Annotated in this window: 26 protein-coding genes; 10 read left to right on the plus strand and 16 right to left on the minus strand. The window is 43.2% G+C overall.

Annotated elements, in window-relative coordinates; all coding sequences use genetic code 11:
• Positions 1 to 3: 3 nt before the first annotated feature.
• The 16 genes from atpF to pyrH form a co-directional block, all read right to left on the minus strand.
• On the minus strand, positions 4 to 498 hold the full coding sequence (atpF, locus tag N2K84_RS02800; RefSeq protein ID WP_282590249.1) for a F0F1 ATP synthase subunit B: 495 nt from the start codon (positions 496 to 498) through the stop codon (positions 4 to 6).
• A 70-nt stretch (positions 499 to 568) separates the two neighbouring features.
• A complete protein-coding gene (locus N2K84_RS02805; RefSeq protein WP_282590250.1) occupies positions 569 to 829 on the minus strand; it encodes an ATP synthase F0 subunit C in 261 nt (86 codons plus the stop codon).
• Between the two features lie 19 nt (positions 830 to 848).
• Complete coding sequence (atpB, locus tag N2K84_RS02810; protein ID WP_282590251.1) at positions 849 to 1,961, minus strand: F0F1 ATP synthase subunit A; 1,113 nt, start codon at positions 1,959 to 1,961, stop codon at positions 849 to 851.
• 49 nt (positions 1,962 to 2,010) lie between these two features.
• Complete coding sequence (locus N2K84_RS02815; protein WP_282590252.1) at positions 2,011 to 2,400, minus strand: hypothetical protein; 390 nt, start codon at positions 2,398 to 2,400, stop codon at positions 2,011 to 2,013.
• Positions 2,397 to 2,618, minus strand: a complete 222-nt coding sequence (locus N2K84_RS02820; RefSeq protein WP_282590253.1) for an AtpZ/AtpI family protein — start codon at positions 2,616 to 2,618, stop codon at positions 2,397 to 2,399. The genes N2K84_RS02815 and N2K84_RS02820 overlap by 4 nt, the downstream gene beginning before the upstream one ends.
• The gene (locus N2K84_RS02825; RefSeq protein ID WP_282590254.1) at positions 2,596 to 2,970 is read right to left on the minus strand and encodes a bactofilin family protein; all 375 of its coding nucleotides are present in this window, start codon (positions 2,968 to 2,970) and stop codon (positions 2,596 to 2,598) included. The genes N2K84_RS02820 and N2K84_RS02825 overlap by 23 nt, the downstream gene beginning before the upstream one ends.
• 115 nt (positions 2,971 to 3,085) lie before the next feature.
• A complete protein-coding gene (locus N2K84_RS02830) occupies positions 3,086 to 3,553 on the minus strand; it encodes a MaoC family dehydratase (RefSeq protein ID WP_282590255.1) in 468 nt (155 codons plus the stop codon).
• Positions 3,554 to 3,587: 34 nt separating this feature from the next.
• Positions 3,588 to 4,583, minus strand: coding sequence for a beta-ketoacyl-ACP synthase III (locus N2K84_RS02835; RefSeq protein WP_282590256.1), 996 nt, complete (start codon positions 4,581 to 4,583; stop codon positions 3,588 to 3,590).
• A 242-nt stretch (positions 4,584 to 4,825) separates the two neighbouring features.
• Entirely contained in the window at positions 4,826 to 5,011 is a 186-nt protein-coding gene (rpmF, locus tag N2K84_RS02840; protein ID WP_282590257.1) for a 50S ribosomal protein L32, read from the minus strand.
• A 12-nt stretch (positions 5,012 to 5,023) separates the two neighbouring features.
• Positions 5,024 to 5,560 carry a YceD family protein gene (locus N2K84_RS02845; protein ID WP_282590258.1) on the minus strand — a complete coding sequence of 179 codons (537 nt, stop codon included), beginning with the start codon at positions 5,558 to 5,560 and terminating at the stop codon, positions 5,024 to 5,026.
• Positions 5,561 to 5,710: 150 nt separating this feature from the next.
• Positions 5,711 to 6,868 (minus strand): sensor histidine kinase, encoded by a 1,158-nt coding sequence (locus N2K84_RS02850; protein WP_282590259.1) that lies wholly within the window; start codon positions 6,866 to 6,868, stop codon positions 5,711 to 5,713.
• 65 nt (positions 6,869 to 6,933) lie between these two features.
• The gene (gene dxs, locus N2K84_RS02855; RefSeq protein WP_282590260.1) at positions 6,934 to 8,838 is read right to left on the minus strand and encodes a 1-deoxy-D-xylulose-5-phosphate synthase; all 1,905 of its coding nucleotides are present in this window, start codon (positions 8,836 to 8,838) and stop codon (positions 6,934 to 6,936) included.
• A 114-nt stretch (positions 8,839 to 8,952) separates the two neighbouring features.
• On the minus strand, positions 8,953 to 9,735 hold the full coding sequence (locus N2K84_RS02860; RefSeq protein ID WP_282590261.1) for a histidinol-phosphatase HisJ family protein: 783 nt from the start codon (positions 9,733 to 9,735) through the stop codon (positions 8,953 to 8,955).
• A gap of 9 nt (positions 9,736 to 9,744) precedes the next feature.
• Complete coding sequence (locus N2K84_RS02865) at positions 9,745 to 10,452, minus strand: 3-keto-disaccharide hydrolase (RefSeq protein WP_282590262.1); 708 nt, start codon at positions 10,450 to 10,452, stop codon at positions 9,745 to 9,747.
• Between the two features lie 174 nt (positions 10,453 to 10,626).
• Complete coding sequence (frr, locus tag N2K84_RS02870; protein ID WP_282590263.1) at positions 10,627 to 11,190, minus strand: ribosome recycling factor; 564 nt, start codon at positions 11,188 to 11,190, stop codon at positions 10,627 to 10,629.
• Positions 11,191 to 11,299: 109 nt separating this feature from the next.
• A complete protein-coding gene (gene pyrH, locus N2K84_RS02875) occupies positions 11,300 to 12,010 on the minus strand; it encodes a UMP kinase (protein ID WP_282590264.1) in 711 nt (236 codons plus the stop codon).
• 667 nt (positions 12,011 to 12,677) lie between these two features.
• Between pyrH and N2K84_RS02880 the strand changes: the two genes are divergently transcribed.
• From N2K84_RS02880 to N2K84_RS02925, 10 genes are all read left to right on the plus strand, one after another.
• Positions 12,678 to 13,481, plus strand: coding sequence for a polysaccharide biosynthesis/export family protein (locus N2K84_RS02880; RefSeq protein WP_282590265.1), 804 nt, complete (start codon positions 12,678 to 12,680; stop codon positions 13,479 to 13,481).
• 33 nt (positions 13,482 to 13,514) lie between these two features.
• On the plus strand, positions 13,515 to 15,935 hold the full coding sequence (locus N2K84_RS02885; protein WP_282590266.1) for a GumC family protein: 2,421 nt from the start codon (positions 13,515 to 13,517) through the stop codon (positions 15,933 to 15,935).
• Positions 15,936 to 15,977: 42 nt separating this feature from the next.
• Positions 15,978 to 16,553: an acyltransferase gene (locus N2K84_RS02890; RefSeq protein WP_282590267.1), complete on the plus strand. Its 576-nt coding sequence runs from the start codon at positions 15,978 to 15,980 to the stop codon at positions 16,551 to 16,553.
• 158 nt (positions 16,554 to 16,711) lie between these two features.
• Positions 16,712 to 18,232: a lipopolysaccharide biosynthesis protein gene (locus tag N2K84_RS02895; protein ID WP_282590268.1), complete on the plus strand. Its 1,521-nt coding sequence runs from the start codon at positions 16,712 to 16,714 to the stop codon at positions 18,230 to 18,232.
• Positions 18,233 to 18,234: 2 nt separating this feature from the next.
• The gene (locus tag N2K84_RS02900; RefSeq protein ID WP_282590269.1) at positions 18,235 to 19,440 is read left to right on the plus strand and encodes an O-antigen ligase family protein; all 1,206 of its coding nucleotides are present in this window, start codon (positions 18,235 to 18,237) and stop codon (positions 19,438 to 19,440) included.
• Positions 19,441 to 19,509: 69 nt separating this feature from the next.
• A complete protein-coding gene (locus N2K84_RS02905) occupies positions 19,510 to 20,622 on the plus strand; it encodes a glycosyltransferase (RefSeq protein ID WP_282590270.1) in 1,113 nt (370 codons plus the stop codon).
• Positions 20,623 to 20,658: 36 nt separating this feature from the next.
• Positions 20,659 to 21,960, plus strand: coding sequence for a nucleotide sugar dehydrogenase (locus N2K84_RS02910; protein ID WP_282590271.1), 1,302 nt, complete (start codon positions 20,659 to 20,661; stop codon positions 21,958 to 21,960).
• 16 nt (positions 21,961 to 21,976) lie between these two features.
• Entirely contained in the window at positions 21,977 to 23,035 is a 1,059-nt protein-coding gene (locus tag N2K84_RS02915) for an SDR family NAD(P)-dependent oxidoreductase (RefSeq protein WP_282590272.1), read from the plus strand.
• A gap of 179 nt (positions 23,036 to 23,214) precedes the next feature.
• Entirely contained in the window at positions 23,215 to 23,940 is a 726-nt protein-coding gene (locus N2K84_RS02920; RefSeq protein WP_282590273.1) for a polysaccharide deacetylase family protein, read from the plus strand.
• Positions 23,937 to 25,073 (plus strand): glycosyltransferase family 4 protein, encoded by a 1,137-nt coding sequence (locus N2K84_RS02925; RefSeq protein ID WP_282590274.1) that lies wholly within the window; start codon positions 23,937 to 23,939, stop codon positions 25,071 to 25,073. The genes N2K84_RS02920 and N2K84_RS02925 overlap by 4 nt, the downstream gene beginning before the upstream one ends.
• Positions 25,074 to 25,129: the final 56 nt, after the last annotated feature.

Genomic DNA, 25,129 nt, shown 5'->3' on the forward strand with positions numbered 1-25,129 from the left:
AAATTATTTCAATTTAAGATCTTTTAAAAGTTCATTTACCAAGGCTTCCTGGTCTTTGTGTTCTTTCATCTCTTTCCGGATAATTTTTTCGGCGACCATCACGGACAGTTCTACTACTTGCTTTTTCATGTCTTTGATGGCTTCCTGCTTTTCCGCTTCAATTTGTTCGCGGGCCGATTGAATCACTTTCAACCCTTCAGCATTTGCCTGAGCTTTTGCTTCGGCTACAATCTTATCCTTTATGTTGGTTGCTTCCCGCAGGATGATTTCTTTTTCTCGGCGGGCTTCCGCAATTATTTTGTCATGATCGGCTTTCAGTCCGGCCACTTCTTTACGGGCCTGATCAGCCGCGGTGAGCGCTTCATAAATGGAAGCTTCGCGATTTTTCAGTGCGTTCAGGATTGGTTTCCATGCAAACCTTTTCAGTATGTAGAGGGTAATCCCAAATACGATGACCATCCAAAAGATGGTGCCATAATCCGGAGTAACGAATCCCATGGTTTTTCTTTTTGGTGAAGCCATCCTGGCTCCCGGCAACCCCGGGAGCGGACAGCAGTTTTAAAAAATCTTAGATAAAGAGGATCAGCGCACAGATGATCACAGCGAAGAAGGCAACACCTTCGATCAGGGCTGCGGATACGATCATGTTTGACCGGATATCACCGGCGGCTTCCGGCTGGCGTGCGATTGCCTCCATAGCGGTGGCACCGATACGGCCAATGCCCATGCCGGCAGCCATGGCTGCCAAGCCAGCTCCCAAGGCTGCGCCTAGTTCGGCTATTCCTAAGCCTATCCCTACCTCTGCTAAAAGAATCATTAAAGATGTCATACGGTTGAATTTATAGTGATTAATGATGTTCTTGTGTTGCCATGCCGAAATATAAAGCCGAAAGTAACGTGAATACGTAGGCCTGGATGAACGAGACCAGTACATCAAGCAAGGTCATGAATACCGAGAAAACAATGGAAACCACGGATACGGCTGCCCCGGTTGCCGGTCCCATTAATTGGGAAAAAATGAAGATCAGGCTTATAAATACGGTAACAATCATGTGTCCGGCCATCATGTTTGCAAACAAACGTACCATCAATACAAACGGTTTGGTGAATACGCCTGAAAGTTCGACAATCGGCATTAAAGGAATCGGAAATTTCAACCACCAAGGAACATCCGGATTGTAAATTTCTTTCCAATAGTGCTTGTTGGCACTGATGGTGGTGATGACGAACGTGAACAAGGCCAATACCATGGTAACAGCAATGTTTCCGGTAACATTGGCGCCAAAGGGAAATATAGGGATTAAACCCAATAGGTTGTTAATCAGTATAAAAAAGAACAACGTAAGCAGGAAAGGCATGAACTTCTCCGATTTTTCTTCGCCAATGGCCGGTACGGCCACTTCATCGCGGATGAAAATGATAATGGGTTCAACCAGGTTTTGTATCCCTTTTGGGGCTTTGCCCGCATTTTGTTTGGCCGATTTAGCGACATTCAGAAAAATCCAGAGCAAGACGATTACACTGACAATAATCCCTGCCACCGCTTTGGTTAAAGAGAGATCGATAGGTAATCCAATCACTTCACCGTGTTCATTTATTTCTTCAATTTTGCCGGCATTTTCACCATCATGGGCAATCCGGAAATTGTTGTAGGTGGCTGTGCCGTGGTGAAACCTCGACGACCAGAAAAGATGCCAACCACTGCTATTACTGTATAAGATAATGGGTAGGGGAATGCTGATATGTGTTTCTCCAATGGTGGCAATATGCCAATCAAAAGCATCAGAAACGTGTTCCATCACAAACTTCCCGGCATCAAATTCTTCCGGTTGTTGCTCAACGGCGTGTTCATCTGCTGCGAAAAGTTTTACCGGGCTCAAGGCAATAACGAGGCTGGCCAGTACTAAAACTGTCAACTTAGTTAGCTTGCTTAGCTTTATCGGGTTATTCTCCTTTAGCATGATCATTTGTTTGAGAAACCGTTCCAAATTAGTTAAAATTTCAGAAGATTCAATTACTTTTTTGTTTTACTACCCGTGCAATCTCACAAACTTCAACAATGGAGAAGGCAAAATAGATTACCAGAAAATTGATCAGGAATACTTTTGCCTGGTCGCGATGAAAAAAGGCAAAAGAAATAGCAAAAACCAGATAAATGAACATCTTGATGAAACTCATTCCCATAAAACGGGCGGTAAACTTTGCCATGCTCTTCCCGGCTATCCTTAACAAATAATAATGTACAAGGTTTGTGACCAGGAACAAAAAGATGAGGGCGATGGGTAGAAAACGAATATACCAATTCGGGAAGAGCAGAAAATAAAAGAGATAACCGAGCACGAAAAATGCGAAGGTCAACAGGCTGGTCTGAAAGAGAAAGCGCCTCATGAGTGGGTTCATTTCAAAAAGTTTTTAATGGCGTGATAAATAGCACCGATGACTGACAGTACCATCAATGCAAGAGTAAATGCCGGAAAAGAAAGGCCCAGCCAATGATCAATTTTATAGCCGGTGAAAACGCCTAGCGCCATGATGGTAATCATCTCAAAGGCCAGGCTGGAGTAGCGGATAAACTGGTCGAAATTTTTCTTCGGCTTATTTCGGTTTGGATTCTTCATGTTTGACCGGTTCGCCCATCACACATGATCCGGAGAAAACAGCAGCGGGTTCAATGCTCAATTTCCCGGTGCGAATATCGCCCTGTACTTTGGAGGAAGCTTTCAGGCTTAATAATTCCTCAATAACCAATTTTCCCTTCAGAAAGCCGGAAATTTCACAGTTCTTGCAGTTGATTTCGCCGTTTACTTTTCCGGTCACCCCGATTACTACTCGTCCGGTGCATTTTAGGTTGCCCGTCAATTCTCCGTCAATCCGGATGTCCCCTTCCGAAATAATATCCCCGGTAATGCGGGTTCCTTTTCCAATCAGGTTGATAGCCTGAGAATCGGCTTCATTAAACGATTTTGCCATATTGCTTTTTTATGAGAGTGACCAAATATACTAAAGCTTTCGGTCTTTTGTAGAACGAAAGCTTTAGTTTTTTCGTCTGGTCGCTTTTAAAAAAACAAACAGAAGGTCGTTTTATTTACTTATTGAAGTGGTACAGGAAGACAATCTGCCCATCGAAGGCGGGTTTTTTGTTGCCTTCAATTTCCATGGAAACCTGTAATTGTACCTTGCTGATTCCGCGCAGGTTGGTTACCGATTTCAGCCAAACGTGCGTTCTGATTTTGCTGTTTACCAACACCGGCTGGCCAAATTTAAAACTTTCGATTCCGTAGTTGACCAGCATACTAAAGTTTTCCACCTGTACTACCTGTTCCCACATCAGGGGCAGCAAGGATAATGTCAGGTAACCGTGGGCAATTGTACTTCCGAAGGCACCTTCCGCTTTCGCACGTTCGGGATCGGTGTGAATCCATTGATAGTCAAGGGTTGCATCGGCGAACTTATTGATTTGCTCCTGGGTAACGGTATGGTATTCGGAAACCCCTAATTTTTGGCCAACGTATTTCTCAAAATCTTCGTGGCTTCTTATTAAAAGACGACTCATGATAATTGATTTGTATAGAAATTTGTTTGTTCTGTTATGAATTGTATGCCCACTTCAGGTATACAGATCCCCAGGTAAATCCGGCGCCAAATGCTGCAAGGATTATGTTGTCTCCTTTTTTGAGCTGTTTTTCGTAATCGTACAGGCACAGCGGGATCGTGGCTGCCGTGGTATTGCCGTATTTTTCAATGTTGATCATGACCTGATCCGGGCTGATACCCATCCGCCGGGCAACTGCATCGATGATGCGCATGTTGGCTTGGTGCGGAACCAGCCATGCCAGGTTTTCGGGGGTGATGTCGTGCTTTTTCATAATTTCGACAGCGACATCGGCCATGCGGGATACGGCATATTTGAATACGGTTTGCCCGTCTTGATGGACAAAATGTTCACGGTTTTGAATGGTTTCGATACTTGCCGGGCGTTTGGACCCACCGGCTTTCATGTGCAAGTAGTGCCGTCCTTTGCCGTCGGTGTGATTGATGTGGTCGATCACTCCCAAGCCTTCCGATGTAGGTTCAAGCAACACAGCGGCTGCTCCATCGCCGAAGAGCGGACAGGTTGAGCGGTCGGTATAGTCGGTAATGGCCGACATCATATCGGCACCCACAACAATTATTTTTTTGTATTTCCCGGTTTCAATAAAGCTGGAGGCGGTGGTCAGGGCAAATACAAAGCCTGAGCAAGCGGCGTTGAGATCAAAACTCCAGGCGTGCGTTAGTCGGGCCTTTCTGCTGATCACGTTGGCTGTTGCCGGCAGCGGCCGGTCCGGGGTGATGGTGGCGCAGATCAGCAGGTCAATCTCTTCGGGTTTGGTGTTGGTTTTTTCGAGCAATTGTAAAACTGCTGCCGTTCCCATGTCGGAGGTTGCTTTGCCGCTTTCTTTTAAAATTCTTCGCTCTTTGATTCCGATGCGCTGCATGATCCACTCATCGGAAGTTTCAACCATTGTACTAATTTCTTCGTTGGTCAACCTGTATTCAGGTAAAAATGCACCAATACCAGTGATTGCTGCACGAATCTCTGCCATATTCAATTATTTAAAATAATAAGTCACGCGCCAAAAATGTAGCGGCGGATGCTTAAAATATCTGTTTAAAAAGTCGTGAAAAAAGAAGTGCGAAAGATATAAGTAAAAAAGATAAGCACAAAGAAAAAAGTGCAAAAGATGGGTGTAAGGCGTTTTAAAACAATCAATTAAAACGTTCGAAAAATTAATTAAACAAAAAAAATGATCAGAAGAGTTTTTCTTCTGATCATCTTATCAGGGGATTAAACCGTGACGTCTTTTTCAATAGCGAGTTTGCCTCTGTAATAACCACATTCAGGGCAAACGGTGTGGTATTTAACAGTGGCTCCGCAGTTGGAACAACTTGCCAATGTTGCAGGAATCGCTTTGTGATGAGATCTTCTTTTATCTCTTCTTGCTTTTGATGTTTTGTGCTTTGGATGTGCCATTTTTAAAAATCTTTATTCGTTTTCTAATAATTTTTTCAAATCGTCCCATCGGGAGTCAGAGGGGTGCTCAACCTTATCGGCCGGACCCGAAAGCTGGTTCAGTTTCTCAAGCATGTCCGGGTTGCAAAGGCTATGGCCGTTTTCGTCGTCCGGATGTACTTGTTTGATCGGAATGGAAAGAATGATAAAATCATAAATCAGTTTGCCAACATTTATCTGGTGATCGTTTGGGCTTACCCAAATAACGTCATCCCCTTCCTCGAAACTCTCTTCTCCATATTTAATGAAGAGTTGGTTTTCGCTTTTTATGGGTTGATCGTACCAATCCAAGCATCTGTCGCACTGAACTTTAACCGTTCCGCTGATATGAAACCAAAGAACCATGATTGCACTTTGTTTCTCCAGCTCGACTTTAACCAAAACGTTTCCGTCTTCGGCGATACCACCGGCAAAAAAATCAAAGAACTTCTTATCGATTTGATACTCAAATTGATGTACGCCTTGCGCCAGTCCTTTGAATGCAATATTGTATTTTGCCAATTCAGCCATTGCTGCGAAAAAAGTGTTGCAAAAGTATAAAAAATAACTAAACGATGAAAATTTCCCGAACTTTTTAACAGGGAATGTTCCGACTGGTTTTCTGTTGATTCAAATTTCTTGCTGTCAATTGGTTATCTTGTTCTGTTTCTGTTGAAAAAATCATGTTTTGGGAAACGTTATTCGAAAGGTGGTACCTTTTCCGGGTTCCGACTGTTTGATAAAGATTTTACCCTGGTGATAATTCTCGATGATTCGTTTCGCGAGTGAAAGTCCAAGGCCCCAGCCGCGTTTTTTTGTGGTGTATCCGGGTTCGAAAATGGTTTTGTGGTTCGATTTGGGAATTCCTTTGCCCGTATCGCTAATATCCAGTGCGATGGTGTGGCTGTTTTCGCTGAGACGTAGGGTGATGGTACCTTCATTTTCAATAGCATCGACGGCATTTTTGCATAAATTCTCTATTACCCAACTAAATAGTGCCGGGTTGTGCGGGGCAGTGAATGGGATCGTCATGTCAATCTCGGTGATGAATTTTACCCTTTTTGACGTGCGGCCTTCCAGGTACGAAACAGTTGATAGGATAACTGGTTTCAGATCAGTGCTGATCAGTTCGGGTGCTGAACCGATTTTAGAGAATCGCTCGGTGATTTTTTCCAAGCGGGTAATATCTTTCTCAAATTCGCGGATTAGGTCCGGCTTGACACCTTGCATTTTCAGCAGTTCAATCCACGCCATCAGCGAGGATATAGGCGTTCCCAATTGATGGGCTGTTTCTTTTGACATGCCTACCCAAACCTGGTTTTGCTCGGCCTTTCGCGATGAACTGAAGGCCAGGTATGACACCATGATAAACAGGGAGATAACCCCGAATTGAGCCAGCGGAAAATATTTCAGGTTTTGCAGGATTTTTGAATCACGGTAATACAAATATTGTGTTTCTGTGTTGGAAACCACAATTTTGATGGGCTCATGTTCGCGGATCATTTTCCGGAGTTTGCGTTCCAATACCTGTTCACGGCGTGTCTCGTGAAAGTTAATGTTGCTGTAATCAATGATGTTGCGTGCGCTATCAGTCAGGATGATGGGAATATCGGTGTTGCTTTCGATAATGCGCAACAGGAAATCCATGTCATTGTTGGATCCGTTATCGGGTTGCGCCAACCGGTTTGTTGCTTCGGCCCAAAGGGCAACGCTTTTTCGTTCTTCAACAGATACTTTATTAACCAGCCAGTTGGTATAGTATAACGATGCTGTGCCAATTAATATGGCAATCAGGAACAGCAGGATTTTCCAACGACGTTTTTTTAAATAAAGTTCCAAGCTGAATTAATTAAATTACTCTTCAAAACGGATGCTCTTGCGGAATAGTATGGTTTTCTCAATAATTAAGATTCAAGGAGATGGAGCGCCATTTGGTAAATTCCTTTCTGGTCGTAGCCGCATTCCCGGATGAGTTCTTCCTGGGTGCCATGTTCAACGAATCTGTCCGGCACACCCATCCTGACCACATTTGCTGAATATTGATGATCGGACATAAATTCGACAACAGCCGAGCCAAATCCGCCCTGAATTACGCCATCTTCTACGGTAATGATTTTATTGAAGCGGGCAAATACCTGGTGTAGTAGCTCTTGGTCGAGTGGTTTTACAAACCGCATATCGTAATGGGCAACCGAATGTCCGTCCTTGATTAAGGCTTTTACAGCGCGGGCGGCGGTAATGCCGGTTGTGCCGATAGTAAGGATGGCCAGTTCATTTCCATCGGTCAGCACCCTGGCTTTCCCGATCGGGATACTTTCGAATGATTGTTTCCAGCTTACCTGGCAACCGCACCCCCGTGGGTAGCGAATGGAAAATGGCCCCCGGTTTTCCTGCTGAGCAGTGAACATCATGTTGCGCAGTTCGATTTCGTCCATAGGGGCGGTAACGATCATGTTGGGAATATGGCGCATGTAGGCCAGATCAAATACCCCGTGGTGGGTTGATCCGTCGGCGCCAACCAATCCGCCACGGTCGAGGCAAAAAACCACTTGCAGATTTTGAATAGCCACATCATGAATGACCTGATCGTAAGATCGTTGCATGAAGGTGGAATAAATGTTGCAAAATGGGATGAGCCCTTGTATGGCCATTCCTGCAGAAAATGTAACCGCATGTTGTTCGGCGATCCCAACATCGAATGCCCGGTGGGGCATTTTCTCCATCATGATATTCAGCGAACTTCCGGTAGGCATGGCCGGGGTAACCCCAACGATGCGTTCGTTCATTTCGGCAAGCTCAACCAGTGTATTGCCAAAAACATTCTGGAACTTTGGAGGTTTGTTCATCGCGCATTCGCAATCGAAGAGCTCACCGGTAACCTTATCAAATTTGCCGGGCGCATGGAACTCAGTCTGGAACAATTCTGCCTGTTTAAATCCCTTTCCTTTTTTGGTGATTACATGCAGTAATTTTGGTCCGGGAATATCCCGCAGGTCGCGTAATACGTTGGCCAGGTATTTGACGTCGTGGCCGTCAACCGGGCCAAAATACCGGATACCCAAACTTTCGAATAGGTTGGATTCTTTGAGCAGGGCACTTTTTAGGGCGCCCTCGGTATTTTGTACCAGACGGCGCGCCCGTGGCCCCAATCCGTTCAGCTTGCCAAGGCCGTTCCAGATTTTTCGTTTTAATTTATTGTATGATTTTGATTTTGAAATATTCAACAAGTAATTGCTCACGCCGCCCACATTGGGGTCAATGGCCATATTGTTGTCATTCAGAATGATCAGGACATTGGAGTTGTTAACTGCTGCGTTGTTCAGCCCCTCGAAGGCCATGCCGCCGGTCATGGAGCCATCGCCGATTACGGCAACAATTTTTTGATCTCGCTGTTTTTTCAGGTCAGCGGCCACGGCCATCCCCAGCGCTGCTGAAATGGAAGTGCTGGCATGCCCGACCCCAAACGTATCGTAAATACTTTCACTTGGTTTTGGAAAGCCACTGATTCCGTGGTATTTCCTGTTGGTGTGAAATTGTTCTCTTCTACCGGTAAGTATTTTATGACCGTATGCCTGATGCCCGACGTCCCAGATCAGCAGATCATAAGGTGTTTTGTACGCATAATGGAGGGCAACTGTCAGTTCGACCACCCCCAGACTGGCCCCAAAATGGCCGGGATTACTGGAAACTTCATCGATGATAAACTGCCGCAGTTCATCACAAACAACGGGTAAATCATCCAAATTTAGCTTTCGAAGATCTGCTGGTTCATTTATCTTTTTAAGCAAGCTTCCTTCAAGTTCTTCCATGTAGCGAAAATTAAACCTCAAATATACAATTTCTGAATTATCCGGCAGCGATTAATTCACTCATCCGTAAGCTTGTCTTTATTTGCCGGGTAAATCAATAAACCCATTGAGCTGTTATATTCTGAACATGCGCTGTTTGCGGTTGTCGAAAGCGGCCAGTTCTTTAAACCCAACCCGGCGCAGCAGGTCAATTCCTGTTTCGTAATGACGTGCAATCTGGGAGGTTTGGTGCGCATCCGAGGAAATAGTCATGGGAATATGTAGTTGATAGCAGCGTTCGACCAAGGCTGGTGAGGGGGTAAAATCAGCGCACGGGCGGTCAAGTCCTCCGGTATTTAATTCGACAACCAGGTTGTTTTCCTGAATGATTTTTAAGGTATCCTCCAGAAGTTGTGTTTGGTCTGACTCGGGGTAAACCCGAAATTTCTTGATAATATCCAAATGGCCGATAATGTCGAAGAGGCCTGATTTGGCCGCCATTTGAACTAGTTCAAAATACATGTGATACAGTTCGTCGTTAGACCATTTTCCATATAGCGATTTGTCGGAGTCAAAATTCCAGTCGCCAATAAAATGGACCGAACCGATTACATAATCCAGCGGCAGGGAATTTATCAGGGATCTAATTTCGTCCTCTCTGCCTGGGAAATAGTCCATTTCAATCCCATACTTTATTGTAATCTGTCCATTGTATTTTTCCCTGAGGTCAAGAATTTGTTGGGTCATTACCGGAATATCGATTTCGGAAATCGCCCAGTTAACTGATTTCAGACAAACATGGTCGCTGAACCCGATTTCTTCCAATCCTTTTTCAATCCCTGCTTTTACCATTTCTTCATGCGTATCCTTTCCGTCAGAAAGAATGCTGTGCATGTGGTAATCTATCATCCCTACCATGTCCTTCAGTTAGATTTCTTTTATTTTGATATTCCTGAATTGGGTTAACCCGCCATGATCTTGCAGTCCGATATGGCCGGTTTTTGCCATGCCATAGGTTGAGGTGTCTTTCCATTTGCCGGTGTTCTTACGCTGGTGCCAGTCATCGCTCCAAAGTATGTAATCAACCACCAAGCTACCGTTCAGGAAATGCTGCACATGGTCGCCATCGACAACAATCCGTGTGCTGTTCCATTCATTCAAGGGTTTAACCTCGGCGTTTTGTGGCGTATGCATGGCGTAGTTGGCGCCAGAGTATTGAGACGGTTCCAGTTTTTCAGGCCATCCTTTGTCGTCAAGAAGTTGATATTCAGGCCCGGATTCATAAATGGCTTTTACTTTGCCCTCTTGCACGTGGAAAAAGATTCCGCTGTTGCTTTCGGGGGCTATTTTCCATTCCAGGTACAATTCAAAGTTTTGAAATTGCTTTGTGGTAATAATGTCTCCGCCATGGTCGCTGCCGATGCCCGAGTTGGTCAGGATGCCGTCGATAACTTTCCAGCCGGTTACTTCTTCGCCTCCGTTAAACAGTTTCCATCCGTTCAGGTCTTTCCCGTTGAACAGCAATTGCCAGCCATCAATGACTTCTTTTTCTGTAAGTTGGTTGATTGGGTTTGTTTGGGCCTGCCCGCTCAGGAATGGAAAAGCAAATAATGCGATTAATAATATGTTTCTCATTGGTTTAGCTTTTTCGTGAGCCTAAATTTAGTGAAAGGAATTACAAAACGAAATGATTTTGGGTGGCAGGATGAAATTTTGGGAGGAGGGTGAAAAAAAAGGCAGCTTCAACAAGCTGCCTCAAAGCCATGAAAACAATTAAACAATGTTCAGAAAACAGAAAACTAGAAACAATTATATCGTAAAAATCTCTTGATTTTTCAATTCAAGCATCTTGTCAACCTTTTTGCCGTAATCGTTCGTCATGTTTTGAACTTTTTCCTCGGCATCCTTTTCAAGGTCTTCAGACAAGCCATTCTTCATCATTTTTTTCAATGTATCGTTGGAATCTTTACGTACCGAACGGATACTTACTTTGGCGTTTTCGCCTTCCTGACTTACTTGCTTTGAAAGCGTTCTGCGCCGTTCTTCAGTCAGGGGGGGCACATTTATCCGGATGATTTCTCCGTTGTTTTCCGGGTTGAACCCAAGATTAGCGTTCAGAATTGCCTTTTCAATCGGGTTGATCAATGTTTTCTCCCAAGGTTGAACCGCAATTGTTCTTGCATCCGGTGTACTGATGTTCGATACTTGGGCTAGTGGTGTCATACTTCCGTAGTAATCTACCATTACACCATCCAACATTCTGATAGAAGCTTTTCCGGCACGTATATGAACTAATTCTTTCTCCAGGTGCTCAACTGCAGCTTCCATTTTCTCTTTACAAAGATCCAGTATCAGTTCTACTTCCTCTTCCATAAAACAATATGGTCAGTTCAATTTTATTGTGTTGTGAGCAAAGATAGAAAAAATTGGAGAATATTAAAATTCATCCATTTTTTTACTAAAAAAATGCTCTACAAAATGTTTAGCGGTGGACTAATGTCCCAATATCTTCGCCTGAGATTACCTTTTTGAGATTGCCTTTGATGTCCATATTGAAAACCACGATGGGCAAATTATTTTCTTTGCACATGGTCGTTGCGGTCAGGTCCATTACTTTTAAACCGCGATGGTATATGTCATCAAATGAAATTTTATCGAACCGTTTTGCTGAGGGGTCTTTTTCCGGATCGGCTGTATAAATGCCGTCCACGCGGGTGCCTTTTAGCATGACGTCTGCTTCAATTTCGATGCCCCGGAGGGAAGAACCGGTGTCGGTCGTAAAATACGGATTACCGGTACCTGCCGAGAATATGGCCACTTCACCTTTTTCCAGGGTTTCAATGGCTTTGTCTTTCGAATAAAATTCCCCGACCGGTTCCATGCGGATGGCCGTAAGTACTTTTGATTTTACCCCAATGGCCGACAGCGCCGAGTTCAGGGCAAGGCTGTTGATCACGGTGGCCAGCATCCCCATCTGATCGCCTTTGACGCGGTCGAAGCCGTTGGCCGCACCGCTTAGTCCACGGAATATATTGCCACCACCAATAACAATCCCGATTTGTACGCCCATCTCAGCTATTTCTTTGATCTGCTCAGCGTATTCCTTCAGCCGTTGTTGGTCGATCCCGTATTCCTGATCGCCCATCAGCGATTCGCCGCTAAGTTTTAGAAGAATGCGTTTATATGCTGTCATGTGTTTGATTTTTTGCAAAAGTAGAAAAATTTCAAAAATGCTTTTCTAGGATCATGGATATGTTCGTAGAAAGAACTTTCCGGAGGGATATTTCACCTGAAAGATCCGGAAATAAGGAAGCTTAATTTTCTGCGGGGGATCGAATGGACTGATGAGACTAAATGTGGCGATTAATTTGAATGTTTCCTTTTTATGGATGAATTCAGGATAAGGTTTCAAGTTTTAAAACATAAATGTAACTGTCTCATTTCCCGCTATTCCATTGGCTTGTGTTTGATATTTTTCGTAATATTGATTAAAGGGTTCGGAAGAATTTGGCCGAGGAGGAGATCGTGCCCTTTCAGAAGATCATCGTTCGGGTTTAGTCCCCTGTGGGTTGAGGGGCGAAGCTGTATAGCCAACGAATGTTCAGTTTAGTTTTACATTCACTCTTTTCAGGTTTTTGCCAATCGCTCCAAAGGAACTGCAGATATATGTTTACATTCCTAAATCGGTCAGGCGTGCAGCTCACTTAGCTTTATCTGCTGATTTTTCTATTCAAATGATAACCTCCTCTTTTTACCCTCTCGTGCATCAGTTACGGCAATTTATGACATCTCCTGTTGGTTGTGACCGTTAATTCCAAAAGCTACTTATCTGACGATTTTCCACTTTAAAAAATATTGGTATGAACACAACGTCAAGGATTCGAAGGAATTCTTTTATTCGCATTTTTTGGTTGAGCATAATTAGTTGTTCGTTTTTATTTTTGTCGTGTGTTACTCAGCGCGATGTTGAATATCTTCAGGATAGTAATATTGGAATTCAGGCCTTTAATGAAGCTAAATTGGAGGATTATAAGCTGAAGCCGAATGATGAGTTATATATACAGGTGAGTAGTCTGGATGATATAAACTCCAATATTTTCTCATCCACAAATGTTCAGCAGGTAATGAGCATTGGTTCCATTCAGCCGTATGGGGCATCCTTGATTTCTTACGCCGTTGATAACGAAGGATTTCTTCACCTTCCGGTGATTGGGCCCATTTCGGTGGTAGACAAAACTACCGCACAGGTTGGTGAAATGATTACAAAATCGCTTTCCAAGATTCTGAGTGAACCTCGTGTTTCTGTTAAGTTGGTAAATCGATTTGTTACTGTTTTAGGAGAAGTTCAGCGGCCAGGACATTATCCGTATTCACAAGTAAAAGTCTCTATTTATGATGCTATCGGGTTGGCCGGGGATATCACTGAATTTGGTAACCGCAGAGAAGTAATTCTTGTCCGTAATGTAAACGGACAAAATATTCGTGTTCCGTTAGATCTTACCCAATCAGCGTTACTTGGATCAGAGTATTTTTATGCCAGTCCGAATGATGTGATATACGTAAAACCCATGCGGAAGAAATTTTGGGGATTGCGACAATTCCCGTATGATGTTCTTCTATCTACAATTACAGCAACTATTTTGTTTTATTCTGTTGTTAAATAGCACTTTCCATTCGTATAACCAAACTCAAAAGCTATGGCGCAAAATATAAACAATGTGGATAATAGCGACCTCAGGCAGTTTGTTTTGTTAATAACAAAAAACTATAAGCTTTTTGTTGTTTGTGTAATTATTGCTTTGGTAGTTGGGTTTCTGGCAAACAGTTATATGGTGCCAAAATATAAAATTGCCTCCTCGATGCTGATCAAGGAGGAAAACAATAAAGCCGGAGGTAATGTCACCGACTTTTTGAATAGTAGTTTGTTTGGTGCAAACAAGAATTTTCAGAACGAGCTTTGGGTACTAAAATCAGCACCTGTGATTAAGCAAACCATTAGTAATCTGGATTTAACAACTGTCTATTGTCAAAAAAGGGGGCTGCAATATTTTGAAGTGTATGGGAAAGTTCCCTTTCGGGTTTTAAGACTTCAAAATCACATTCAACCCGTAAATGTCCGGTTTCAAATTTCTATTTTGGACAACGAATATTTTAGAATAAAAACGAAAGGTAGGGATGTTTCCTTTGTAGATATCAACTCGAGCGAGCTGGCCTATCGAAAAGAAAAATGGGAATTTGAATACTATGGTAAGTTTGGAAAGTTAATCGAAACTGATGACCTTTCCTTTGTCGTTGAATTGGATGCATTCGCTGAAAATTCTACCGATCAGACGGACAACTACTATTTTTCATTTACCGATACACAAACGTTAGCCGAAGGATTGAGAGGTCAATTGACCTTTAGGGTTGTCGATAAAATGGCCACAGTCATTGAGATCGTTTATAAATCGCCTTCAGTAGCGAAGGGGAAAGACATCGTCAACGAACTGATGAATGTTTACTCGCAGCAAAACCTTGAGCGAAAGAACCATAGTGCGGGGATCACCATCAATTACATTGAGCAGCAACTGAATGAAATTTCAGATTCGCTGAGTTACACCGAGGATAAATTACAACGGTTCCGTTCATCCAACCAGCTGCTGAATGTTTCGGAACAGGCCACAGGCATTACCGTACAATATATGGATCTGCAAAATCGGTTGGCCGAGTTGGAAGCCAACAAGCGCTATTATGATTATGTTGATGATTACTTGTCGAAGAATGAAGATATTTCGAATATGATTGTGCCGGCCTCCATGGGCATTCCGGATCAAATGCTCAACAACCTGATGTCGGAGCTGATGAGTGCCCAAGCTCAACGGTCGAATCTCATTCAGAACAACCAGGAGCTTAATCCATTAGTACAAAAGTTGACCATCCAGATCGAAAACATCAAGAAAACAATATCTGAAAATATTTCTGCACTCAGAAAAACGACTGATATATCTGTTGATGAGATGAACAAACGCATCCGCAAGGTAGAAGCAGCCATTAGTCGCTTACCTGCGACCCAGCGTCAGTTGGGAGGTATTGAACGTAGCTACCGGCTAAATGATGCCATCTATAATTATTTGCTTGAGAAACGCGCTGAGGCAAAAATAACCCTTGCCTCCAATATACCGGATAATATCATTATTGAACCTGCCAAAATGGTGGGAACTGATCCGGTTAGTCCAAATGTGCAATTGAATTTTCTGATCGCCCTTTTTCTGGGATTGGCACTCCCGTTTGGATTTGTCATTTTTAAAAGTGCGACAAACGACAAAATAGAGACGCAGGAAACCATTGAGCGTCTTACCCCGGCTCCTGTATTGGGGAAAATTGCTCATAATCACAGGCGTCACGTAAGTCTTGTTTTCGACTATCCCAATTCTACTCTTGCTGAGTCATTTCGCACACTTCGAACAAACATTGAGTATCAATTCAGAAACGAATCGAGGAAGGTGATTCTGGTCACTTCATGCCTTGCTGGTGAGGGAAAATCATTCACTTCGCTTAACCTGGCCATGAGCTATGCCTTGTTGGGCCGTCGTACCTTATTGGTTGATTATGATTTACGAAAAGCAGGTGCGTATTTTAAGGATCATGAGGAGATTAAGGTTGGCTTGTGTGACTGGTATTCCAATGGCACAAGCAGCAAATCAATTATTGGACATTCACCATACAAAAATCTGGACTACATAAAGTCGGGCATGATTCCGTCGAATCCTACGGAGCTATTAGCGCTGGATAAAACACAGTTGCTTTTTGACCATCTGAAGACTGTATATGACTGCATTATCCTCGACACGTCACCACTTGCCTTGGTGAGCGATACTTACCAGCTGATGGATTACGCTGATATCAAGATCGTAATTGTCCGATATAATTTCAGTATCAAAAATGTGTTTGCCATGATTATGAAAGATTTGAAACAGAAGGGTATTCCTAATGTGGGGATTGTGATGAATGACAATAGAGTTTATGGAGAGCAATATGGCTATGGCTATGGGTATAACCATCAAAAATCCCCGCTAGACACGATTAAGAGGAAAGGGAGTCAGTATATGAAAGCAGTATTGGGAAAACATATAAAATAAACTGACATGATAGGCAAAATTAAACACTTTATTGAAGCTTGTTTGGATAAATATAAATCAAGATATATTGAAAGAAGCGTCACGCTGGAGGGGACCAATCATGTATTTGACAGACATACTTATGTTTCACTTGCCGACGGTTCCGATAAGAATGATGTGCTCATTGGTGATCATGCCATGATTTCAGGGAGTCTCCTGTCTGAAAACCATGGAAAAATAAAAATGGGTGCCTACAGCTATCTGAGGGAAAATAGTGTTGTGGGTTCTGTAAAGTCAGTAACCATTGGCGATTATACTTCAATTGCTGAATATGTGGTGATTATGGATAATAATAACCACTCCATAAATCCGCAAGACCGGCAGTTGAAAAGTGCTTCAGCAAAAGGATCGGATTACAGGAAATGGCGGCACTCTGATGCAGCTGACATCACAATCGGACGAAATGTTTGGATTGGCTCATTTTCGCGCATTTGTAAAGGTGTTACCATTGGCGAAAACTCAATTGTTGCAGCAAATGCTGTGGTAACCAAAGATGTTCCTCCAAATTGTATCGTGGCGGGAAATCCGGCAAAAATTGTCAAAACAGATATTGACAAAGCTCCTCGGCTGTTTCATTGAGTTCATGCTATCCTCGAAAATTTTCGTCGGATGTTGGTTCGCACTATGCAAAACCGGCGTACGGATAAATCCTGTTTCAAGGATCTACCATCGGTGATACGAAGCATAAAAGATCTTTCCGGGTTTTATGTCAATAACTTTAAAGATTCTCCCCAACCGTGGAAAAAAATCCTGATTCCATTGAAATTTCCGGTACGGCCAAGCAGACGGCCGCCATCATGGCGGGTAAAATTATTGCTTTAGTAGCCACATTTGCTATGCCCTTGTTTTTGACAAGGTTTCTGTCAAAGTCAGAATTTGGACTGTATTCCCAATTCTATATTCTAATAAATTTTTTAACCATAATTTTCAGTTTGGGGGTACAGTCGAATTTGTATTATTTCTATCCTAAGGCAAGTGAGCAGAAACAAAAATCTCTAATTGTACATACTGTTATATTGCTGTTAATTTTCACGCTGGTGGCTATTGGATTAGTAAATGTCCCGCTACTGAATAAATATTTGGTAGGGCAAGGGGAATTGATTAATTACACCATGTTTATCAGCCTGGGGGTTTTGTTTTTGTTGCCCGTTATTATTATAGAGCCGCTTTATGTGGCACGCGTTGACAATCTCACAAGTGTTTTTTATCCGCCAGCCGTGGTGCTGTCGCGATTGATGTTTGTGATTGGTTTTGCAGTAATTTGGCAAAGTTTGAATTCGGTCATGTTTGGGATAATCAGCGCCGGGTTTGTTTGTTTCCTGTTCGTGATGTTTTATGCTTTAAGAGGAATTGAACCGGCAAATATTCGAAAGTATATCGATATCGAATTAGCCGTAAAACAATTCAAATACAGTTGGCCATTTGGCCTGGCCTTGGTGTTGAACACACTCGCCCTGCAGTTCGACAAAATCATTTGTATCTCGTTTCTTGCTCCGGCAGCATTTGCCACCTATGCAATCGCTTTTTACGGAATTCCGGGTGTTGAGCAGGTTTACCAATCGCTTTCGCAGGTATATCTGATCAAGATGGCGGAAAAGCATCACGAAAACAAACCGGCAGAGATTTCTGAAATTTATAAATCACTGGTTACAAAAACCTATTCCTTTTCAGTGCCTGCAATCGTTTTGGTGTCGCTTTATGCCGAAAGGATAATTGTTTTGTTTTTTACTGCCAAGTACGTGGATGCGGTACCGCTGTTTCGAATATATATCCTGTCATTTCTTATTTTCATGCTTGGCGCAGGCTTAATCCTCCGGGCGACCGACAGAACCATTTTGTCGTTGAAAGCATACTTTTTTAGTAGCATTTTAACGATTCCGCTAACCTATTTTCTGATAAAATATTACGGAATCTGGGGTGGCATCACCAGTGCCATGATAAGTATTATTTTGCCAAAAACTATTCAACTACGGTACGAGATGAAATTGGTTGAAAGCAACGTATTTACTTATTTCCCGTGGAGAAAATTCCTGCGTATTGCCGTAATTTCAATAACTGCCATCTTCCCTTTTGCTTTAATCGAATATTTTTTCGACTACGGGAATTTCCTGGTTGTGTTTTTCGGACTAGTATATCTATTGATTGTATCGCTGGTTGAAATGAAATACGGAGTTTTTGTGTTCGATGGCGTTTCGGTAGATAAGCTTATCCGGGTTGTAACGGGCAGGTTGCCATTAAAAGGTTATATCAGAAGTTAGTCATGCGCTGGTTACAGCAATTTGCGCTTTTCATTTTTTTCTTTTCCATGAACTTCGAGGTTTGGGATCCTTTCCAAACGGGAGGTTTTTTCTCAATCTCAAGGCTCACGGGTATCATTTATTTCGTGGTTTCAGTCCCAAGTATGGTCAGGTATAGGACAGGTTCTGAAGTCAGGCCGGTTTTGAATGCTATTTTGCTATTTTTCTGTTTGTTGCTTTTTATGAATGCGATCCATGCAGAATCAGTCAATGATCATATTTTGGATAACACAATTCTGCAAAACATCGTACTTTTTTGGGTGCTTGTAAATCATGAACGGACTAATCAGTTGGTGTTGGAAAAAGGCCTGCTGTTCTTTGCATTGGGGTCAACAGCTCTTGCCTTGCTTTTTTACCAGGGAATTGGAATTGAATACACCGATGGGCGGGTTTCTATTTTTGGGGATAATGAAAATGTCATCGGCCAGCGAATGTGTATTTCGATTATCATTGTGTTGATGACAGTGGTACAAAACCGACTTCAGCTGGGCAAATTCCGCTATTTGTTGTTGTTCACAATTCCGGTTATGTTAGGCCTTTTGGTCGCCACAGGATCACGCTTGGCAATTGTTTCCTTTGTCATTGTTTTTGTTGCTGGCCTGGTGTTACTAAAGACCAAAGCGTACTCTGCAAAAATGACAGTGTTTGTTGTGGGAGGTATTTTGTTACTTCTTATCGGGTATTATTCTATGCAGAATGAGATATTGCGGACCCGGCTGCTAATGAGCCTGCATGAGGGGGACCTGTCGAACCGGGATGCTATCTGGGAACATCTGATTCCGCTTATCGAGGAAAATCTATTGTTTGGTGTCGGTCAATCGGGTTATGATGCCTTTTGTCTGGCTACTTTCGGACGTGATATGAGTCCGCATAGTGTTGTAATGGAATTGTTGTGCTTTACTGGCATTGCGGGTCTGGTTATCTATTTATCATTCATCTACCTTATCTTTTGGCGAAGTTATCTGTCGTATAAGCAGTCCGGTATATTATTGCCTATCCTGCTCATAATTATTGTTGTCGGGATGTTGCTTGGCAGTCATATTTTGGAATTGAAACTCGGATGGTCTATTCTTGCCTACATAACGTGTGGAACACTTTCTGCCTGCAGGGCCGACGAGCCGGACATACTGCATTCCTCCACTACATATCCAACTGTTATTGCTGAATAGGGACATGCCGGTGCAACTTGGGTTGCATTACAGAACAGATTTAGCCCTCAAAGAATGAATATCCTATGCGTGATCGATAGTTTATGTTTTGGCGGTGCTCAGCGACAGCTGGTCGAACTTGCTCTGTCATTCAAGGCGAAAGGGAATGTTGTATCTTTTCTTACCTATCACAACATTCCTTTCTTCCTTTCGATTGTCGAAAAAGAGGGGATTACGGTTTCTTGCCTGGAAGAGCCAAACTACATGAAGCGGCTTTTAAAACTAAGGCGTTTCATACGGCGGGGAAACTATAATGCTGTACTTTCATTTTTAGAAGGTGCGAGTTTTATCTCTGAATTTGCCGGAATTCCTCACCGGAAATGGAAATTAGTGGTCGGCGAAAGAAGTGCGAATCCTGAAATATTAAAATCCTTTAAGCTGAGATTCTACCGTTGGTTCCATTTTTTTGCCGATTCTATAGTCGCCAACTCTGAAACTAACATGCAGTTTGTACTGTCAGTAAACCCGTTGCTCCCTAAATCGAAATGCCACATTATCTATAATACATTAGACTTTCGTGATTTCAAGCCTTTGGGGAGTTTTGTGTACCGTCGGGAAGATAAAATTTCTTTGCTGATTGCAGCCCGTGTTCAATACGAAAAAAACATAACCGGTTTAATCAAGGCACTTTTGCTTCTTCCGGAAGAAGACCGGAGTAAAATTAAGGTTGAATGGTATGGGGAGCTCGAAAAACAACCAGGTTCAAACGGTTTTCTGACGGACTGCCTGGCTGAAATTAGAAAGAGTGGACTTCCGGATTTAATCACTATTCACAAAGCCACCCACGATATCAAACGCATAATCCAGGAATCCGATGCAGTGGGACTATTTAGTTTTTATGAAGGTTTCCCAAATATCATCTGTGAAGCAATGGCTTGTGGAAAGCCGGTTGTGTGTACGAAAGTTTCTGATATGTCCCGATTTTTAGCGCATGATCCTAATCTATTGTGTGATCCGATGGACCCTCATTCCATACAGGAGGCTCTTTGTTACTTGATCCGGTTGGATAATCATCAGTTGAAAAGAATTGGTGAAGAAAACCGGCGTATAGCTTTATCACACTTTGATAAGGAAATAATTGTTACGAAATATCTCCGGCTATTGGGGGATGGAATCCCGGTTGAAGAGCAATCGACGGACTAGCCGTGCGTCAGGGTCGGAAGAAAAGATAAAAAAAATATGAGCCAGCAGAACATTAAAATTGCCATTATCGGGATGGGATATGTCGGACTGCCCTTAGCAGTCGAGTTTGCCAGAAAGTATAGTGTTGTAGGCTTCGATATTAGTCAGGCACGTGTTGACGAACTTAATACAGGGCACGATTCCACACGGGAGGTATCCGACAGCTGCTTGCAATCGGTCCTTAAAAAAGGGAAACCGGTTACTGACCATCCATACGGTCTGTTTGTCACAACCGATCGGTCTGCTATTGCCGATTGTAACCACTATATTGTTACTGTTCCCACACCGACCGACAAGAACAATCGGCCGGTGCTTGGCCCTTTGCTAAAAGCATCCGAAACAGTTGGCTCTGTATTAAAAAAGAATGACCTGGTGATTTATGAATCAACCGTATATCCGGGTGCAACAGAGGAAGATTGCGTCCCCGTACTTGAGCAGATCTCCGGACTAAAACTGAATCGTGATTTTTTTGTTGGCTATTCACCTGAAAGGATCAACCCCGGCGATAAAGAGCACACCGTTACCAAAATCAAGAAAGTAACATCGGGTTCAACCCCCGAGGTCGGCAAAAAAGTAGATGCGCTTTATCAATCCATTATAACTGCCGGGACGTATTTGGCATCATCGATAAAAGTAGCTGAAGCTGCCAAAGTGATAGAGAATTCGCAGCGCGATATTAATATTGCGTTCATAAATGAACTGTCAAAAATTTTCAATAACCTCGGTATCGACACCCATGAAGTGCTGGAGGCTGCAGCAACCAAATGGAACTTTCTGCCTTTCAGTCCCGGATTGGTAGGTGGGCATTGCATCGGGGTCGATCCCTATTACCTGGCCCAAAAAGCACAGGAAACCGGGTATATTCCGGAGATCATCCTGGCCGGCCGACGGCTAAATGATGGCATGGGCGAATATGTCGCTTCCCAGGTTATTAAACTTATGATCAAAAAAGGCCATGCCGTTCGGGGAAGTCAGGTGCTGGTGCTTGGAATAACGTTTAAAGAAAACTGTCCTGACATCCGGAATACCAAGGTTATCAGCGTAATCCATGAACTTGTGCAATATGGTTGTGAGGTTGATGTTTACGACCCATGGGCCAAGAGGGAAGAGGTAAAGAAAGAATACTCGCTGCAACTGGTCGATAACTTCATGGGTAAAAAATACGATGCGGTTATATTGGCTGTTGCACATGATCAGTTTCAAGACCTCGATCTCTCAAAACTTCGAAACGGGAGCAAGGCTGTAATTTATGATATCAAGGGTTGTTGGGACAAAAAAATAGTTGATGGCCGGCTTTAAAATTAATCTTGAGAGAATGATCGAAAATTCGAAGGTACTGGTAACCGGTGGCGCCGGTTTTATCGGTTCTAACCTTGTTGACCGATTGTTGGCGCAAAACAATCAGGTGGTTTGCCTGGATAATTTTTCTACCGGGAAACTTGAGAACTTGGAAAAGGCGCTGAAAAATCCGGAATTCATCCTGATTGAAGGTGATATCCGCAATTACGATGATTGCCGGAAAGCGGTGGTAGGTTGTACCTGCGTTTTGCATCAGGCGGCCTTGGGGAGTGTTCCCCGTTCTATAGCTGATCCGGTTACGAGTACCGATGTAAACATTGGAGGTTTTGTGAAAATGATGTTTGCGGCAAAAGATGAGGGAGTTGGTCGTTTTGTTTATGCATCCAGCTCTTCGGTTTATGGCGACCATTCCGGCTTGCCCAAAGTGGAGCATCAGATTGGAAAAGCCCTCTCACCTTATGCGGTTACCAAATATGCCGATGAGTTGTTGGCCGCAAATTTTTCAGCTATGTACGGAATCGAAACCGTGGGGCTGCGCTATTTCAACGTGTTTGGCCCCCGGCAGGATCCCAGCGGATCCTATGCGGCAGTCGTCCCTAAGTTTATAAATTCGATCATCAACCACGAAAACCTGCATGTATTCGGAGATGGAACTTTTTCGCGGGATTTCACTTATATCGAGAATGTGCTTCAGGCTATTCAGTTGGCTGCCAGTACACCGTCTTCCATTATCAAAGAGAGGCAGCAAGCCTATTATAAAAGGAATCAAGAACTGCGTGTTCCGGGTATTTCCGAAACGATTGCCGAAGTTTTCAATACGGCCGTTGGACAATATACGTCCATTGCCGAACTGGCAGATACGTTGAAACGGATTCTGGCGAGGTTTGACCACACTCTTGCTCGTGTGGATGTTACTTACGGGCCTGCACGTCCGGGCGATGTTCCTCATTCAATGGCGTCCTGCGAAAAAAGTCAGGCAATTCTTGGTTATAAGCCAACACATACAATCTCACAGGGGTTGGAAGAAACCTGTAACTGGCATTGGCAGCGTGCTCACCTGAATGTTCGTCAATGATGAAGCGCTTTATTTTCAGCTTACTTTATCTTCTGATCCGGTATTGCGGAGTTGCTTCGCTTTTCAGAACGTGTATGGCAAAGAAGAAGCTAACGGTGCTGGTGTATCATAATCCGCTGGTGGATGTTTTTGAAAAACATATCAACTATTTGTCCAGCCGGTATAACCTGGTTCCCTTAATGGACTTTATTAAAGCGAAAAGAGATAGGAGCTGGGAGATGATTCCTGATTATGCATTGGCAATTACTTTTGATGATGGCTGGAAAGAGAATTATGAATTATTACCAGTCTTTCAAAAATATAATCTCCGGCCAACCTTGTTTCTGACTTCCCAGGTGATAAATACAGAACGACATTTCTGGTGGACCGCTTGTTGTAACGGTGATGTGGAACGGTTAAAGCGGATACCGAATATGCAAAGGCTTGCCGAATTAGAAAAAAAGTATCGGTATGATCAGGATAAAGAATATAAAGGCGACCGACAAGCGCTGAATGTAAATGAAATTGAGAAAATGAAGGATTTTGTTGATTTTGGCCTTCATACCAGGTATCATCCTGTATTGACCCAGTGTACAATGGAAGAAAAAAGAGATGAAATCATGGCGGGCAAGCTGGAATTGGAAGAAATTCTTGGAAGGAGAATTGAAGCATTTGCCTATCCAAATGGCGATTACGACGAGGAGTGTATTCATATGCTGAGGGAATGTGGCCTTAAAATAGCAAGGACAACAGATGCCGGTTGGAACGACATAAACTCAAATTCATATAAGTTAAAAGTTACCGGCGCGTCTGATAATGGATCAATTACCAAATTGGTAGCCGAATTAACCGGAATACCTCGTTTTTTTCAATATGCGGGTTATCATGGGAATTTCAACGGGCTAAAGAATAAGCCAAAATTATGAAAGTGCTGCTGGTTGCTCCCTTGCCTCCACCGATAGGAGGCATACAATCTGTGACCGAAACGATGGTCGGTTTTGTAAGCGAACATCCTTGCGGAGTTAACCTGAAAGTTCAGGATACCTCGCATCACATAAGGCCGGTCACATCCGAATCGATGTTTGTCAGGTTATTAACAGGTATGTTTAATTCTTTGCAAACGTACTTTCAGGTCAGGAAAAATTTGCAGAAGGAAAGACCTGACCTGATCCACCTGGCCAGCAGTGCATCGCTGGCGATGATTAAAGATATCCTGATTGTGCGAACTGCGAGGCGCAGGGGAGTACCGGTAGTTATGCATTGGCATTTTGGACGAATACCTCGTCTGAAAGAAAAACAAAATTGGGAATGGAATCTGCTGATAAAACTCATTCGCGAAAGTGCGTGGTCAATTGTGTTGGATGAGAAATCGGTGGAAGTGTTGAATGAAGCAGGTTGCACAAATGTTTCCTGTATCCCAAACCCGATTGCCCAAGAGGTGGAAGTGAAGGCGAGGGAACTGAGCAAGAATTCAGTTTTTCGTCATCCCGGAAGAATTATTTTTGTTGGACACGTCATTAAAGATAAGGGCATTTACGAGTTGGCGGAGGCTTGTGTAAAGTTACCACAGGTGAAGGAATTATTATTGATTGGACCCTACGAAGAAGCGATAAGGAAAGATTTGGAGAGAATTGCCCGAAAACGGGAGGCAGGTCAATGGCTGTTGTTCGAAGGCCAGCAAAATAAGGAACAGGTACTTGATAATATGGCCCAATCCCCGATTCTGGCACTGCCTAGTTATACCGAAGGTTTCCCGATGGTAATACTTGAAGCGATGGCAATGGGGTGCGCAGTAATTGCCGCCGAAGTGGGAGCTGTTTCTACTATGTTGGCAGCTAACACCCATTCGGCCTGTGGCGTTTGTATACCTCCAAAAAATGTCGATCAACTGCAGGGTGCCATTGCCGATTTAATGAGGAAACCTTCCGTGATGGAATTGTATGGTAGCAGAGGCCGGCAGCGGGTCCTCGGGGCCTATTCGGTTGAAAATGTATTCACTCAGTACAAAAACTGCTGGCAAACTATAATCAGTAACATAACCTCCGGATTGTTGTTTTAATCTGGCAGGTTTTAGAGTTCGTTAACGGGTCTAAATTGCTCTTAGGCCTTTTGAAA

This window comes from Gaoshiqia sediminis, from assembly GCF_025907915.1.
Classification (GTDB): Bacteria; Bacteroidota; Bacteroidia; order Bacteroidales; family Prolixibacteraceae; genus Gaoshiqia; species Gaoshiqia sediminis.